Annotated in this window: 16 protein-coding genes; 7 read left to right on the forward strand and 9 right to left on the reverse strand. The window is 65.1% G+C overall.

Going from position 1 to position 15,298, the window contains the following annotated elements:
* The first annotated feature begins 22 nt into the window (after positions 1-22).
* Complete coding sequence (locus RMCB_RS33455) at positions 23-496, forward strand: hypothetical protein (protein WP_062832158.1); 474 nt, start codon at positions 23-25, stop codon at positions 494-496.
* A 5-nt stretch (positions 497-501) separates the two neighbouring features.
* Here RMCB_RS33455 and RMCB_RS33460 read toward each other — a convergent pair whose 3' ends face one another.
* From RMCB_RS33460 to RMCB_RS33475, 4 genes are read right to left on the reverse strand one after another with little or no spacing between them, the layout of a single operon-like run.
* The gene (locus tag RMCB_RS33460) at positions 502-1,392 is read right to left on the reverse strand and encodes an alpha/beta fold hydrolase (protein ID WP_062832159.1); all 891 of its coding nucleotides are present in this window, start codon (positions 1,390-1,392) and stop codon (positions 502-504) included.
* A complete protein-coding gene (locus RMCB_RS33465) occupies positions 1,389-1,838 on the reverse strand; it encodes a Rieske (2Fe-2S) protein (protein ID WP_062832160.1) in 450 nt (149 codons plus the stop codon). Before RMCB_RS33465 ends, RMCB_RS33460 begins: the two co-directional genes overlap by 4 nt.
* Positions 1,838-2,980, reverse strand: a complete 1,143-nt coding sequence (locus RMCB_RS33470; protein WP_062832161.1) for an amidohydrolase family protein — start codon at positions 2,978-2,980, stop codon at positions 1,838-1,840. The genes RMCB_RS33465 and RMCB_RS33470 overlap by 1 nt, the downstream gene beginning before the upstream one ends.
* A 21-nt stretch (positions 2,981-3,001) precedes the next feature.
* Positions 3,002-4,096, reverse strand: coding sequence for an amidohydrolase family protein (locus tag RMCB_RS33475; protein WP_062832162.1), 1,095 nt, complete (start codon positions 4,094-4,096; stop codon positions 3,002-3,004).
* 265 nt (positions 4,097-4,361) lie between these two features.
* Between RMCB_RS33475 and RMCB_RS33480 the strand changes: the two genes are divergently transcribed.
* Together RMCB_RS33480 and RMCB_RS33485 are read left to right on the forward strand one after the other, a co-directional pair.
* Positions 4,362-5,366, forward strand: coding sequence for an acyl-CoA dehydrogenase family protein (locus tag RMCB_RS33480; RefSeq protein ID WP_062832163.1), 1,005 nt, complete (start codon positions 4,362-4,364; stop codon positions 5,364-5,366).
* On the forward strand, positions 5,367-6,542 hold the full coding sequence (locus RMCB_RS33485) for an acyl-CoA dehydrogenase family protein (RefSeq protein WP_062832164.1): 1,176 nt from the start codon (positions 5,367-5,369) through the stop codon (positions 6,540-6,542).
* A gap of 181 nt (positions 6,543-6,723) precedes the next feature.
* On the opposite strand, the gene RMCB_RS33490 is transcribed toward RMCB_RS33485, so the two are convergent.
* From RMCB_RS33490 to RMCB_RS33510, 5 genes are all read right to left on the reverse strand, one after another.
* Entirely contained in the window at positions 6,724-7,059 is a 336-nt protein-coding gene (locus RMCB_RS33490; RefSeq protein ID WP_062832165.1) for a hemophore-related protein, read from the reverse strand.
* Between the two features lie 132 nt (positions 7,060-7,191).
* Positions 7,192-8,586 carry a cytochrome P450 gene (locus RMCB_RS33495; RefSeq protein WP_062832166.1) on the reverse strand — a complete coding sequence of 465 codons (1,395 nt, stop codon included), beginning with the start codon at positions 8,584-8,586 and terminating at the stop codon, positions 7,192-7,194.
* 25 nt (positions 8,587-8,611) lie between these two features.
* On the reverse strand, positions 8,612-8,806 hold the full coding sequence (locus tag RMCB_RS33500) for a ferredoxin (protein ID WP_062832167.1): 195 nt from the start codon (positions 8,804-8,806) through the stop codon (positions 8,612-8,614).
* Between the two features lie 28 nt (positions 8,807-8,834).
* A complete protein-coding gene (locus RMCB_RS33505; protein WP_062832168.1) occupies positions 8,835-9,707 on the reverse strand; it encodes a mycofactocin-coupled SDR family oxidoreductase in 873 nt (290 codons plus the stop codon).
* Positions 9,708-9,724: 17 nt separating this feature from the next.
* Positions 9,725-10,426, reverse strand: coding sequence for an SDR family NAD(P)-dependent oxidoreductase (locus RMCB_RS33510; protein ID WP_062832169.1), 702 nt, complete (start codon positions 10,424-10,426; stop codon positions 9,725-9,727).
* 267 nt (positions 10,427-10,693) lie between these two features.
* On the opposite strand from RMCB_RS33510, the gene RMCB_RS33515 reads away from it, so the two are divergent.
* The 4 genes from RMCB_RS33515 to RMCB_RS33530 all read left to right on the forward strand — a co-directional run bounded on the left by RMCB_RS33515 (position 10,694) and on the right by RMCB_RS33530 (position 15,292).
* Positions 10,694-12,166 (forward strand): aldehyde dehydrogenase family protein, encoded by a 1,473-nt coding sequence (locus RMCB_RS33515; RefSeq protein WP_062832287.1) that lies wholly within the window; start codon positions 10,694-10,696, stop codon positions 12,164-12,166.
* The gene (locus RMCB_RS33520; protein WP_267887354.1) at positions 12,166-13,383 is read left to right on the forward strand and encodes a CaiB/BaiF CoA transferase family protein; all 1,218 of its coding nucleotides are present in this window, start codon (positions 12,166-12,168) and stop codon (positions 13,381-13,383) included. Before RMCB_RS33515 ends, RMCB_RS33520 begins: the two co-directional genes overlap by 1 nt.
* Positions 13,384-13,621: 238 nt before the next feature.
* Complete coding sequence (locus RMCB_RS33525; protein WP_062832170.1) at positions 13,622-14,419, forward strand: MlaE family ABC transporter permease; 798 nt, start codon at positions 13,622-13,624, stop codon at positions 14,417-14,419.
* A gap of 15 nt (positions 14,420-14,434) precedes the next feature.
* On the forward strand, positions 14,435-15,292 hold the full coding sequence (locus RMCB_RS33530; RefSeq protein WP_062832171.1) for an MlaE family ABC transporter permease: 858 nt from the start codon (positions 14,435-14,437) through the stop codon (positions 15,290-15,292).
* The last annotated feature ends 6 nt before the right edge of the window (positions 15,293-15,298 follow it).

Raw genomic sequence — 15,298 nt, forward strand, 5'->3', positions numbered from 1 at the left:
GTCCCCGGCTACGCTAACCGGCATGAGAACTGCTGTGGTGCGCGTCGGCGTCGACCCGGCCGGCAAGCTCGGTCCGCAGCAGCTGGCCGACGGCGTGGCGATGCTGCGCGACATGGTGGTCGAACGCGGCGCGCAGGTGCTGGACAACCAGCTCGCCGGTCTGTCCGCGCACCGGCGTGAAGTGGAGGTTCTCATCGCGGGCGACGACGCACAGCTGCTTCAACAGCTCGTGATCGAACTGTGTGCCAAGGCTTTCGGTACGGATCCTGCGGCAGGCGTGGTCACCTTCGTCAGCCGTGGCACCGACGACGACGCGCGCGGTGTGCTGGCCGGTTTCGGGTTGTCCGGCGAGGTCGAGCGGACGGTCGACGCAGACGGGTGGGATGTGGTGGTCGTTACCCTGCGCAAGGCCGATCTGGAGCGCGTCCCCGAAAGCCGGGTCCATACCGCACTCGAGGCATCGCTCAACTGTGAGGTGCACATCCGCACGGTGTGAGCCCGTCATTTGCCGAGAAAGTCCAGGATCGCCGGCGCGGCCTGCACCCAGGTGTCGAACATGTTGAACCGCTTGACTTTACCGGAGGCGCGATCCTCCCCGGCGCGTTCCCAGGCGTCCTCGGGCCATGGCGGGTCGATCAGGGTCGAACCCTTGATCAGGCAACTCACTTCCAGAGAGGTGCGCTTGGGGTGATCGAGATCGTTCTCCCCGCCGCGGATGATCAACGTCGGAACTTTGATGTTGTCGAACATCTCGTCCTCGACCCCGGGGATGGTCTGTCCGGGCTTGGGTACGAACGCGTTGAGCCAGCGCAGCATCAACTTGAGAAACGCGTCCGCGTCCTGCGCCAGGATGCGGGCCTCGTTCGCTGGGTTTTCTCCGATCCGGTCTTTCCATTCATCAATGCGGGCAACGGCTTTCATGCCCGCACCACGAACCGCCAGGATGCTCGGGACGATGTAGTAGGAGCCCAGCACGAACGAGCCGTACACGCCGCCGACGATGTTCCACACCACGAGTTTGGTGACGATCTCGGGGTAGAGCATCGTCGTCAACATCGAATCCCGGGCACCGCCAGATCCACCGGCCAGGATGCACGGGCCGATGCCCAGCTGGGTGATCAATCGGTGCAACGTCTCGGCCCGCATATGGGATTCGCTGTATCCGTAGAACTGCACGTCGGACTTGCCACAGTTCGGGCGGTCCCACAGCAGTACCCGGTAGCCGCCCTTGACCAGTTCATCGGCCAGCGGCCGCAACCCGGGGATGTCCTTGCTGAATCGCCCTCCGGGCGTCAGCGCGATGAAATCACCCTCTGCACCCAGGATTTCATAGACCACGTTGCCGCCGTTGATCTCGATGACCTTTTCGTCCTGCTCGAGTACCACCGTCACGCCATCACCAACACTTCGTCGTTAACGATCCGCACCGGGTAGGTGCGGATACTCCACTCCGGCTTGACCGCGGTCGTGCCGGTCGCCAGTTCGAAACCCCACTGGTGCCACGGGCAGTAGATGAACTCTTGATCGCGCACCATCGCCGCGCCGCCAGGGGCGGTTTCGTCGACGACGGTGCGACCGCGTGCCCGCCCCGAACACAACGGGCCACCCTCGTGCGGGCAGTAGTTCGCGATGGCGTAGAAGGTGCCGTTGACGTTGTAGACGCCCACGCCATGGCGCCCGATCGGCACCAGTTTGTGCGTGCCGGGCGGAATCTCGTCGACAGTGGCGACAACGTGCTCGCGCCCCTGCGCAAGCCGGGGGCGCTTGTCCCGGGTCGCTTCGCTCCTGCCCTCCGGTGCTACTTCCCGGGTCGCTTCGCTCCTGCCCTCCGATGCCACTAGAACACCCGCACCTGACCCTCGAGCACCGGCACGGTCTCGGGCAGCTTGTAGGTCTCGATGCCGTTGCGGAACATGATCGCCTCTCGGGTGTGCTCGGGCAGGTGTTTGACCAGCCAGCGCGGATCGTCGAAGGTCCAGTGCGGGTAGTCGCTCGAGTACAGCAGGATCTTCTCGCATTCCATCCACTCGAAGGCCCGGGACAGCTCGGTCTTGTCTTCGGGGTAGTCCAGTGGTTGGGTGGTGAATTTGATGTGGTCCTTGACGTAGTCGCTGGGTTTGCGCTTGATGTCCAGCCAGCTCTTGCGCTTTTCGTAGATGGCGTCCATGCGCCACATGAGCGGCAGGATCCAGGTGAATGCGTGCTCGACGAACACGATGCGCAGCGTCGGGAAGCGGTCGAAGACCCCGTCGAAGATCAGGCTCATCACCTGGTTGGCCGCCAGTAGCGAGTACGTCACCATGAAATCGTGGTTGTAGCTGGGCAATCCGACCGGGGGCAGCGGCAAGGTGTCGAATTCGCCACGCGACAGATGGCAACTCACGGTGATGTCGTGCTTGGTGGCCGCCGCCCACACCGGGTCGTACTTCGGATCACCCCACGACGGCCGGGGTTCGGCCTTGATGAGAACCTGCGCCATGTACGGGTGCTCGGCCCATTTCTCGATTTCGGCCACCGCCAGGTGCGGCTCTTCGATGGCCACACAGACCGAACCGCGCCAGCGTTCATGCCAGTTGTTGTGGCTGTCGAGCCAGTGATGGGCCAGCCATTCGTTGGTCGCGGTGCAGTAGGCGGCCGTGGCCTCGCCCAGCCGGCTCTCGGAGTGCGTCGGCTCCAGGATGGCGATGTCGGAGCCGGCTTCCATGATCAGCTGGCGGAGCGCCATATCCGGATCACTGCAGGCGAATTCACCGTCCGGCGGAAAGGCATCGACGCGCATCGCGTAGGAGTGCGCGTAATCCGGTGCGTCGTAGTAGATCTGCTCGCCGACCGGGTGATTGAGGAAGTACTTGCTGCGCCATGGCTCGGGGATGTACTCGACGAGCGCGCCGCGTTTGGGCATGGGGTGGACGTCGGAATCGACGCAGCGGACCGCGATGCGTTCGGTCGCGGGTACTCGTGGATTCGCTGTGACGGACATGAAATCCTCCCTCGCGTACTTTTACTGCGCCGCAACGGCGGACGGTATGACGGCGTTGTGCAGCCCGTAGAGCTCCGCGGCGTTGCGCCACAACAGCTTGTCCCGCTGCTCTGCGGTGAATGCGGAAGGCACCGTCGGTTCGTTGAGTTGCCAGTGCGGGTAACTGGACCCGAACATCACCATGTCTTCCTTGCCGGTGAATGCGAGCCATTGCCCGGCGAATTCGACGTCGCCAGGCCCGTCGAGTGCGCCCTGCACGAAGTAGACGTGACCGGGCAGGTAGTCACTGGGCATCTTGGGCGCCCACGGTGTCTGCTCCAGATGCGGCCGCCCGAAACAGTCCATGCGCCACATGAACGGGGTCAGCATGTCGGCCGCGCCGTCGGCCCAGACGAACTTGAGTGCCGGTGTGCGCTCGAAGACGCCCTCGGCGATCATGTTCATCAGGTGGTACAGGTAATTGAGCGCCATGAAGCCGAGATACTGTTCGTAGGTGCGGGTTTTGCCCGACGGCGTCGGCGGGAACTGCACTCCCGCACCGCCTTCGATGTGCACAGCCACGGGTAGACCGGCATCGGCGGCGGCATCCCACAGGGGCCAGTACTGCGGCTTACCGTACAGCTCACGGGATTGCAGCGGCACGCCGATCTGCACGACGCGCGGATGGTCTTTGTACTTGTCGATCTCGCGCAGCGCGCCGGCGATGTCGTCCGGATTCACCCGGATGGTGCCGCGGAACCGCGTGTCGTGGTCGAGCCAGCGCGTCACCATCATTTCGTTGTGCGCGTTGGCAAGTGCGGTACCCAGGTGGCGGTCCGGCATGATGCCACGGGTCATCGGATGCAGGATGGCGATGTCGACACCGCGGTCGGCGAACAGATGCTGGGCAGCGATGTCGGGGTCAGAGCCCGGGTACTGGCGGTCGGGACCCTTGGTGCCCTTTGCGTACTCGCCGCCCGGTGCGCCATACCAGTTCATTTCGTAATCGGGGAAGCCGCGGCTGGCGAACGGCTCGCGCAGAAAGTTCTGTCTCAGGTCTTTGTTCGACCCGAAGAAAACGTGCACGCTGGCGTCGATGACCGGGGTGCTGGTCCCGTCGGGGTGCTGCACTGCCAAGACTGACCTCCGATGTTCGTCCGGTGCGCACGGTGTCGACGGTGTGACCGCGACACCGGACCTTTTGTCAGTTTAGATCCTTATTCTTCAATAGCAAGAATATTGTTCTCCATATGACGGCTGGTCCCTGCGCAGGTAGAGGCAGCTGCTGGTCAGTCGCCCAGCAGGCCCTGGCAGAGAACCTATCCTCCTTTGTGGAGAATAGATAGTCGGATGAAGAGAATGATATTCTCGCCGGGATGTGACAGCCCACAGGAGGCGGCGGGTGCTTCTCGAGTTCGATGCCGATCAGCGGCTATGGCAGGAAACCGTGCGCGATGCGGTCGGCAAGCAGTGTCCGGCGACCCTGGTCCGCGAGGTCGCGGAGCAGGGGGTCGACCCAGCGTCGCTGTGGCAGAGCTACACCGACCAGGGCTGGACCGAACTGACCGATCCGCAGAATGCGGTCGAGCTCGCCATCGTGCTCGAAGAGCTGGGACGCGCCACCGACCTGACCCCGTACCTGGCGACCATGACGCAGTACGCGCCGCTCGCCGGGGACCGGTTCGACCCCACCACGGCGGGTACCGCGGTGTACGGCGGGGTCACCGCGCGGCGCGACGACGCGGGCTGGATGCTCAGCGGCACCGCACACCATGTGCTCGATGGTGACCGCGTGCCGGCGCTGGCCGTGCTCACCGATGCGGGAGTGTTCCTGGTGCAGGCCGCGGCGGTGAACGCGCGTCGCACACCGGTTTTCGATCCGGTGCTGCACATTGCCGAGGTCACCTTCGACGGGGTGCACGTTTCAGACACGGATCGCGTGCATGTCGATACCGAGAAGGCACGGCATCTGGCATTGACAGGCATGGCGGTGACGACTGTCGGTGCCTGCCAACGGGTTTTGGATCTCGCCCTCGACCACGTCAAGCAACGCCATCAGTTCGGTGTGCCGATCGGATCGTTCCAGGCGGTGCAGCACAAGGCCGTCGATATGCACATCGCCATCGAACGGGCCCGGGCACTGTCGTACTTTGCCGCGCTGACCATCGCCGCCGACGACCCACGACGACGACTGGCCGCGGCGATGGCCAAAGCCGCGGCGGGGGAGTGTCAGGCGGTGGTGTTCCGCCATGGACTGCAGTTGTTCGGGGCGATGGGATTCACCTGGGAGAACGATGTCCAGTTCGCGCTCAAGCGCGCGAAGGCCGGTGAACTGCTGCTGGGCGGGGCCGCCGAGCATCGCGCGGTGATCGCCGCCGAGTACCGCACGACGTACAGGGGGCTGTAGATGCAACTCACTTTCGATCCCGACGTCGAGGCGTTCCGGGCCGAGTTCGCCGCATTTCTCGACGCGCATCTGCCCTCCGAGGCACAGACGCTGGAGCGGCCCCGCTCGGTATCCCACATGCCGCAGTGGGCCCGTGACTGGCAGCGGCTGCTGTTCGACACCGGGTGGTTGCTGCCCGCTCAGCCGCCGGAGTTCGGTGGCCGCAACGCCACCGTCGTGCAGCAGTTCGTGCACCTCGATGAGCTGTGCCGCAGGCGGATCTACCACAGTTTCAACCCTCAGGGCGTCAATATCATTGCCGCATCGCTGCTTTCGTTCGGATCCGAGGAACAGAAGCACCGCTGGGCAGTGCCCGTGCTGCGCGGTGAGCGCACGGCGTCGCTGGGAATGAGTGAACCGAGCGCCGGTTCGGATCTCGCGTCCCTGCGCACCCGGGCAGTCCTGGTGGATGGCCGGTTCGTCGTCAACGGACAGAAGGTGTGGACATCGGGCGCACACGACGCCGACTTCCTGCTGACCTTCGTCCGTACCGATCCGGACGTGCCCAAACACAAGGGCATCAGCGTGCTGATCATCCCGACCGACACCCCGGGCGTGGTGTGCCGGCCGTTCGCCGACATGACCGGCGAGGAGAACCTCGACTTCAACGAGGTCTTCTTCACCGACGCCAAGGTGCCGGCCGAGAATCTCGTCGGCCCGCTCAACGGTGGCTGGGCGGTCGCCAACGGCTCGCTCGGCCACGAGCGGACCATGATGTGGCTGGGTTTCGCGGATCGTATCGACAACATGCTCGCCGATTTCCATCCCCGCACGGCGCTCGAACGGGACCAGTACGCCACCACGGTCATGGACTATCAGGCGCTGCGGGCCATGGGCTCCGCGGCGTTGGCCCGGGCGTCGCGTGGCGAGATGGACACCGCGTCGGTATCGGTGTTGAAGCTCTTCGGTTCCGAGGCCGAGCGCAACGCCTGCGAGAACGCATTGACCGCCGCGGGACCCGACGGACTGGTGCACCCGTCGACGACCGGCCCCTACGAGCACATGAACCTCGACCACTACTTCGCCAGCTGGTTCGAGCGTTACGCCCGCAGCTTCGGCGGAACGATCGCCGGCGGCACGTCGGAAATCCAGCGCAACATCATCGCGACCCAGGTGCTGGGACTGCCACGGCGCTGACTTTCTCCCGGCGCTGACTTTCTCCGGCGAGCAGACGCGGCGGTACGCCAAACGCGGCGTGTCGGGTACAGCCACGCCTGCTCGCGGGTGAAGTGGGGCCGGACATGACAGCCGGAGATGACAAACGGCGGCAGGCCGATGCCTACCGCCGTCTGTCGTTACAGCAGAGAAGAGCGCGGGCTCAGTAGTTGTTGCAGCTACTCGCGATCGAGGTGATCGGCCCGAAGTACTGCGCAGCTGCCGGGCTGCCCTGCAGCTGTGTCACCGTCTGCTGGCGCTGGGCCGGCGGCGACGCCAGGAAGCTGCGCAGCGCGCCCTGCGCGAACGGCGACGCGTTGAACTCCTGGGCCAGGTCCGGCCGCTGCGCGTTGAGCGCCGCGACGACCTGCTCGTAGGTACACGTGGTGTTGACCACCGCGTCGTACGGCGCAGCAGCTGCGACGCCGACCGAGGCGGGGATGGCGACTGCGAGGCCGCCGACGGCCAACGCGAGTTTCGCGCACGACAGCTTGATCATGGCTTCATACCCCCATCTGGTTCCGCCGGCACGGCGGCGAGTTTGCTCACACGTCTGTAGAAGTGACCTCAATCGAGGTTAACAGGACTATCGACGTAGGGGGCCGTCCTGTTACTGGTGTGAATGCACGAATCAGTCGATGACGGCTGTTTCCTTGCGCTCGGTGATCGGCCGCGCGAGTTCCTGCTCGTTGCAGATGCGCTGCAACTTCTCCAAAGTCTCGTCCAGGCCGGGGCCGAGACGTTTGCCCGGAGTGAATGTGGCCGGCAGGTTCCGCATGCCCTGGATGACGCCGATGGTGTCGTAGTGCACGGTGCCCTCGGGGTCGCACACGTAGTCGGGCATGCGGTCGAGCACCGCGGTGAGCATCGACTTGAACACCGTCCGCGCCACGTTCGAACCGACGCAGCGGTGCACCCCGATACCGAAGCTGAAGTGCCGATTGCCCTTGCGATCGAGCACGACCTCGTTGGGTTCGTCGAACACCGACGGATCCCGGTTGGCCATCGCCCAGGACAGCCACAGGCGCTCGTGCTGCTTGAAGTGCTGGCCTTCGACGACGACGTCCTCGGAGAACGTCCGGCCGTCCCCGGGGGCGGGCGTGAAGAAGCGCAGAAACTCTTCGGTCGCCGGGTCGAGAAGCGTCGCCCGCTCGGTGCTGAGCCGGGTGCGCTCGGCGGGGTGTTGGCCGAGCCATTCCAGAGCGTGCGCAGTCAACGCGGTAGTGGTGTCGAATCCGCCGCCGATGACCAGACCGAGGTTGCCCAGGATCTCGATGTCGGGCGCAGGTTCACCGTCGATGCGCAACTGCAGCATCGCATTGACCAGACCGGGCCGCGGGTTCTGCCGGATCTCCATCATGTTGTTGATGATGTCGATGCCCATCTCGCGGTGTTGCTCGTTGATCTTCTCGCGGTCGGGCGAATGCTCCGGGGTGTACACCGAAGCGTGCGTGGGCTCGCTGTAGACGTTCCACTTCTTGAGCTCGATGCCCATCATGGCGAGGGTGAACACCGCGGGTACGACGTTGGCCAGATGCTCGACGAAATCGATCCGGCCGGACTCGATGTGCTCATCGAGCGCCGCGCGGGTGATCTCGTCGACGAACGGCACCCACCGCTTGACGGCGGCGGGGGACAGATACGGGTTGAGCGCCCCGCGGTAAGCGCTGTGCTCGGGCTCGTCCATCTCCAGAATGCCGCCCCGAACAACGGTGGCGCGGCTGGCCTTCGGGACGGTGATTCCCTGGTAGGGGGTGTTCCCGCTGATGTCGTGGTGGTTGGACACCGCGGGACAGCGGGCCAGCTCGAACACGTGCTTGCTGTCGGCGGCCACCCAGTGACCGTCATAGGTATCGGTCCACGCTATGGGGCAGCGGGATTGCATCTCCTCGGTGATCTTCTCGAACTGCCCGCGGTATTCCGGGGTGTGCCGGTCGAAGTGGTAGGTGTTCTTCTTGCGGTCGTCGTCGGTCGCGGTATTTTGGCCTGTCGCTCTGCGCGCAAGCGGCTCATCGGCGACGTTCATGGCGTTGTCTCCCTCGGTGTTTGGGTCAGTCCTCGATGACGATGGCCTGCTCGGGGCAGGAGTGCGCGGCCTCGCGGACCGCATCCTGCCGGTCGGCCGGCACCACATCCGTCACCGCTGACGCATGACCGTCCACATCGTCGAGTACGAACGAATCGGGTGCGATCATCGAGCACAGGGTGTGCCCCTGGCATCGACTGGCATCGACCGAAACCTTCACTACGCCAACCCCTTTCGAGTCAATCGGCTCATACGTGGTAGTCGTACCACTTGAGGTAGCCGCCCGCGTCGACGCGCAGCTGCATACCGGTGACGTACCGGGCCTCGTCGGAGGCGAGCCACAGCACGGCGTTGCTGATGTCGACCGGCTCTATCCACGGCACTTTCATGGCCTGCTGGACGTAGAACACCGGCTCGGCGTCGGCCTGCGTCGGATGCTCCAGGTCGGGACGGAAAGATCGGTACATCGGTTCGCTCTGCAGCATGTTGGTGTTGCAGTTGGTCGGGTGGATGACGTTGGCCCGGATCCCACGCGGTGCGAGTTCGGTCGCGATGTCGTGAACGTACTGCGACAGAAGGCGCTTGGACGTCATGTACGCCATGCCGCCCGGATCTGCGCCCGGGTTCGGCTTGTTGTGCGCGTCCATCAGCGCGGCGGCCGACGCGGTCGCGACGATCGCCGCGCCCTCGGTCAGGTGCGGCAGCGCCACCTGAATCGCGTTGATGGTGCCGACCAGGTTGGTGTTGATGACGTCGGTCCAGGCCTGCAGCGGTGGAGTGCCCTTCATCCCCGCGACGCCGGCCTGGGCGACCACGATGTCGACCTTGCCGAATTCGGCGAGACCTGCCTCCAACGCGTCCTTGAGTTGGTCGGCCACCCGCACGTCAGCCTGCGCGGTCACGATGCGCCCGCCCGCCTTCTCGACGAACCGCGCGGTCTCCTCGAGGTCCTCGGGCGTCGCCATCGGGTACCCGATCGAGTCGACGTTGCGGCAGAGGTCGACCGCGATGATGTCGGCACCCTCCTCGGCCAGTCGGACCGCGTGGCTGCGTCCCTGCCCGCGTGCGGCGCCGGTGATGAAAGCAACCTTGCCGGCCACCCGGCCTTCTGAATTACCCACTGCCCGCAGTCCTTTCGTTAGGTATTACGGCCGCCGTTGACGCCGAGGATCTGGCCGGTGATGTAGCCGGCTTCCTCCGAGACCAGGAAGGCGCAGGCCGCGGCGATGTCCTCGGGTCTGCCGATCCGCCGCACGGGCGTCGCTTCGATGGTCTTCTCGATATCGCCGAGGTAGCCCTTGTCCGCCGCGGCGCGCAGCATGGGGGTGTCGATGAAGCCCGGCGGCACCGCGTTGACCGTGATGCCCGCCGGCCCGTATTCCAGGGCCAAGGTCTTGGTGAGTCCGTTGACCGCCGACTTCGCGGCGACATACGGCGCCATGTAAGGAGCGCCGGAGTGGGTGCTGGACGATGAGATGTTGACGATGCGGCCCCAGCCGGCGTCGATCATCTCCGGTAAGACCGCCTGGATGCAGTGGAAGACGCCGTTGAGGTTGACATCGACGACGCGCTGCCACCGCTCGAACGACACCTCGGTGAACCGTTTGAAGCAGTCCAGTCCGGCGGCGTTGACCAGCACCGAGATCGGTCCGAGCTGTGTGCGCACGGCGTTGAGCGCAGCATCGACCGCGGCGCGGTCTGTCACGTCGGCGACATGGGCGAACTCGTCGTCGGACGGTTGCAGGTCGAGGATGGCGACGTTGAGTCCGTCGGCTCGGAGGCGCGCGACGATTGCCGCGCCGATACCGGAGCCTCCGCCGGTGACCACGGCATTCTTCACAGCGGCACCCCTCGAGCCAGGTCGGCCGCGCGTTTATCACCGATCAAGAATCTTCCTTCCGATTATGAGAACCGTACTCTCGCCATTGTGCACATCGCAAGATCCGAGTTGTCGCCAGATCAACGGGCGCCGATGGCGTCGCCCGGGCCCCTATGGGCGATGACGAGCCAATCTGGTTTTTGCTTGAGTTCTCATGAAGCGAATGTATTATTCGCCGGTGATGAGAATGAAATTTCCGTCACAGTCTGCAAATCGCCGAGGAGGATGATGCAGGACACGCCCACGATCACGGATCTCAAGCGGGCCGACCGGAAGATGTTGATCGGCGGTGAACTGCGCGAGACGCCGCGGACGTTTCCTTCCGTCAACCCCGCGACCGGCGAGGTGCTGGGATATGCGCCGGACGCCACTGTCGCGGATGCCGAAGCCGCAGTCGCCGCCGCGCGCGAGGCCTTCGACACCACCGAGTGGGCGACCGATACGGCGTTGCGCGTGCGCTGCCTTCGACAGTTCCATCAGGCCCTGATCGACCATCGTGCCGAACTGGCCGCTCTCACCACGGCAGAGGTGGGCGCGACGGCGGCGCTGTGCGCGGGTGCGCAACTCGACCAGCCGATCGACATCGTCCGGTACTACGCCGAACTCCTGGCCACGTACCCACTGACCGAAGACCTCGGCAACATCGAAAGCCGTGGCATGCAGCACCACCGGTGGGTCGAAAAGGAAGCCGCAGGCGTGGTGGCGGCCATCATCGCCTACAACTATCCGAATCAGCTGGCACTGGCCAAGCTGGCCCCGGCCCTGGCCGCGGGCTGCACGGTGGTGCTCAAGGCCGCCCCGGACACCCCATTGATCACGCTGGTGCTCGGCGAGTTGATCGCCGCCCACACCGACATTCCTGCCGGTGTCGTCAACGTCATCAGCGGCGCCGATCCGGCGGTGGGCGCGGTGCTCACCACCGATCCGGCTGTCGACATGGTCACCTTCACCGGCTCGACGCCGACCGGGCGCGCCATCATGGCCGCCGCGAGCGCCACGCTCAAGAAGGTGTTCCTCGAGCTCGGCGGCAAATCGGCCGCCATCGTGCTCGACGACGCCGATTTCGCCACCGCTGCATTGTTTTCCGCGTTCAGCATGGTGACGCACGCCGGCCAGGGCTGTGCGCTGACCTCGCGACTGCTGGTGCCCGCCCGGCACCGCGACGAGATCGTCGAGCTGGTCAAGAACAACTTCGGCCTGGTGCGCTTCGGAGATCCGACCGACCCGCAGACCTACATGGGGCCACTGATCAGTGAGAAGCAGCGCGACAAGGTCGACAGCATGGTCCAGCGGGCCGTCGCGGCCGGGGCGACGTTGGTGACCGGTGGCGAAAAGGTCGACCCCGGATTCTTCTACACGCCAACCCTGCTGACCGATGTCGATCCCGACAGCGAGATCGCGCAGGAGGAAGTCTTCGGACCGGTGCTCGCTGTCATTGCCTACGAAGACGACGACGACGCGGTGCGCATCGCCAACAACTCGATCTACGGTCTGTCCGGCGCGGTGTTCGGCAGTGAAGAGCGTGCGCTTGCTGTCGCGCGGCGGATCCGCACCGGAACGTTCTCGATCAACGGCGGCAATTACTTCAGTCCCGACAGTCCGTTCGGGGGATTCAAACAGTCCGGAATCGGCCGCGAGATGGGCCGGGCCGGACTCGAGGAGTTCTTGGAGTACAAGACGTTTGCGACGGTGGTGTCGTGATCGGGAATGCACCGGGTCCGCTTGACGGCATCCGGGTCCTCGAGGCCGCCATGTACGGTTTCGTGCCGTCGGCCGGCGCGGTGCTCGGTGAGTGGGGCGCCGACGTCATCAAGGTCGAACACGCCGTCACCGGTGACCCACAGCGCGGGCTGCGCCAGACCGGTCCGCTGCGGGTGGACGGCGACCCGAATCCCAACATCGAGCATGCCAACCGTGGCAAGCGCAGTATCGGCTTGGACATGTCGGTGCCCGAAGGGCGTGAGGTTCTGCTGGAGCTGGCGCGCCGGGCCGACGTATTTCTCACCAGCTTCCTCCCCGGGCACCGCCAGAAGTTCGGTATCGATGTCGACGACATCCGCGCGGTGAACCCGAAGATCATCTACGCGCGCGGCAGCGCACTGGGGCCCCGCGGTGAGGAGTCGGTGAAAGGCGGTTACGACATGACCGCCTTCTGGTGCCGCGCGGGCACCGCAGCGACCATCACCCCGCCCGGGATCGAAGGCATGATCGGCCCGCCCGGCCCCGCGTACGGCGACACCATCTCGGGCACGAACCTGGCCGGGGGTATCGCGGCGGCGCTCTTCAAACGGGAACGCACCGGCGAGCCGTCGGTCGTAGACGTATCGCTGCTCGGCAGTGGACTCTGGTCCATGGGCCACACGTTCGCGCTCACCGGCCACCTCAATCAGCTGATGGTGCAACCACCTCCGGGCGTGCACGGCTCGCCGATCAACCCGCTGGTGGGTCTCTACGCGACCGCGGACGACCGCTACATCTCGTTCGTGATGATGCAGCCGACGAAGTTCTGGGCCGACGTGTGCCGACATATGGACCTCGAGCGCTACCTCGACGATCCTCGATTCGCGACGCCCGAATCGTTCGCCGAGCACACCCCGGCTGCCGTCGAGATCCTCAGCGAGGCCATGAAGAAGCGGACCCTTCCGGAATGGAGTGAGCGCTTCGCGACCCTGGCCGGGCCGTGGGCCCCGGTGCAGGACACGCTGCAGGCCGCGCAGGACGCCCAGATCCGGGCCAACGAATACCTGGTGCAGGCCGGCGAACTCGAGCTCGTCGCGAACCCGGTGCAGTTCGATGTCGCCGCGCCAACGACGGGGCCGGCACCCGGATTCGCCGAGCAGACCGACGACATCCTGGTCGAACTGGGGCTGGACTGGGACCGCATCATCGAGCTCCGGTCTCTCGGCGCCGTCACCTGAGCGGCGGACACCATGCCTCATCTCGCATCCATCGGGACCCGCCTGCCGTGTTTGGCGCACGGGATCAGTTCGACAGCATCGGCCCGGACTGCCGATCGGTGCGCGCGTGTGGGCATTCTCCGTTGGGGGACAGCCGAATTCGGCGCTGTTTCACCGGCCGGTGCGCGAATCAGCTTGTCACACAATGCCGGCGGCTCAGCCGTGGCGTCGACGGTGGCGATCCGGGACCGGAGGGCAGATGGCGGATAGATGGTCGTCGGGCATAGCGCTCGGCCGCAGCCTGGCGGGTCCCATGCATGCGGTCGGAGCGTTGTTCTCCATGTCGCTGGACGCTATCCGGTTCGCTTTCCGGCGGCCGTTTCAGGGCCGCGAGTTCCTGGAGCAGTGCTGGTTCATCACCCGGGTGTCGATGGCTCCCACGCTGTTGGTGGCGATCCCGTTCACGGTCCTGGTGAGCTTCACCCTGAACATTCTGTTGCGTGAGCTCGGTGCCGCCGACTTGTCCGGCGCCGGTGCGGCATTCGGCGCGGTGACCCAGATCGGGCCGATGGTCACGGTGTTGATCGTCGCCGGTGCCGGCGCCACGGCGATGTGCGCCGACCTGGGATCGCGGACCATCCGCGAAGAGATCGACGCGATGGAGGTGCTCGGGATCAACCCGGTGCAACGGTTGGTGACCCCGCGGATCCTGGCCTCCGGTCTGGTGGCTCTGCTGCTCAACAGTCTGGTCGTTATCATCGGAATCCTCGGCGGCTACACGTTTTCGGTGTTCATCCAGGATGTCAACCCGGGCGCGTTCGCGGCCGGGATCACCCTGCTGACGGGTGTGCCCGAAGTGATCATCTCGTGTGTCAAGGCTGCACTGTTCGGGTTGATCGCCGGATTGGTCGCCTGTTACCGCGGGTTGACGATCACCGGCGGTGGCGCCAAGGCAGTGGGTAACGCAGTCAACGAAACCGTGGTGTACGCCTTCATGGCCTTGTTCGTCATCAACGTGGTGGTCACCGCCATCGGTATCCGCATGACGGCGCACTGAGGCGGGCAGGGACACATGGGAACCTTGACGATCCTGCGGAGTACGTATCCGCGGTTGACCCGCCAGATGAACAAGCCCGTATCCCTGTTGGGGCGCATCGGCGATCACACGCTGTTCTATGTGAAGGCCCTTGCCGGAACCCCGCATGCGGCGTTGCACTACCGCCACGAGGTGATCCGGCTGATCGCTGAGATCTCCATGGGCGCGGGCACATTGGCGATGATTGGCGGCACGGTGGTGATCGTCGGATTCCTCACCCTGGCCACCGGCGGGACGCTGGCCATCCAGGGCTACTCGTCGTTGGGCAATATCGGCATCGAAGCACTCACCGGCTTCCTGGCGGCCTTCATCAACGTGCGCATCGCCGCTCCCGTCGTCGCCGGGATCGGGTTGGCGGCCACCTTTGGCGCCGGGGTCACCGCACAGCTGGGGGCGATGCGGATCAACGAGGAGATCGACGCGTTGGAGTCGATGGCCATCCGGCCCGTGGAATACCTGGTCTCGACGCGGATCGTGGCTGGCATGGTCGCCATCACCCCGCTGTACTCGATCGCGGTGATCCTGTCGTTCTTGGCATCCCAGTTCACCACCGTGGTGTTGCTCGGGCAGTCGGGCGGCCTGTACGACCACTACTTCTACACCTTCCTGAATCCGATCGACCTGCTGTGGTCGTTTCTTCAGGCGATCCTGATGGCCATCACGATCCTGCTGATTCACACCTATTTCGGATACTTCGCCAGTGGCGGCCCGTCGGGTGTCGGTGTCGCCGTAGGCAATGCGGTGCGCACCTCGCTGATCGTCGTGGTGTCGGTAACGCTGCTGATCTCACTGGCCATCTACGGCTCCAACGGCAACTTCAACCTGTCCGGATAGGGAGAA

Origin of the sequence: Mycolicibacterium brisbanense (assembly GCF_001570425.1) — a bacterium.
GTDB lineage: Bacteria > Actinomycetota > Actinomycetes > Mycobacteriales > Mycobacteriaceae > Mycobacterium > Mycobacterium brisbanense.

Bases quoted from the DNA above. Each gene is read 5' to 3' on its own strand.
- RMCB_RS33455 (WP_062832158.1), top strand. From the start codon at position 23: ATGAGAACTGCTGTGGTGCGCGTCGGCGTCGACCCGGCCGGCAAGCTC.
- RMCB_RS33470 (WP_062832161.1), bottom strand. From the start codon at position 2,980: ATGTCCGTCACAGCGAATCCACGAGTACCCGCGACCGAACGCATCGCG.
- RMCB_RS33485 (WP_062832164.1), top strand. From the start codon at position 5,367: ATGCAACTCACTTTCGATCCCGACGTCGAGGCGTTCCGGGCCGAGTTC.
- RMCB_RS33490 (WP_062832165.1), bottom strand. From the start codon at position 7,059: ATGATCAAGCTGTCGTGCGCGAAACTCGCGTTGGCCGTCGGCGGCCTC.
- RMCB_RS33495 (WP_062832166.1), bottom strand. From the start codon at position 8,586: ATGAACGTCGCCGATGAGCCGCTTGCGCGCAGAGCGACAGGCCAAAAT.
- RMCB_RS33515 (WP_062832287.1), top strand. From the start codon at position 10,694: ATGCAGGACACGCCCACGATCACGGATCTCAAGCGGGCCGACCGGAAG.
- RMCB_RS33525 (WP_062832170.1), top strand. From the start codon at position 13,622: ATGGCGGATAGATGGTCGTCGGGCATAGCGCTCGGCCGCAGCCTGGCG.
- RMCB_RS33530 (WP_062832171.1), top strand. From the start codon at position 14,435: ATGGGAACCTTGACGATCCTGCGGAGTACGTATCCGCGGTTGACCCGC.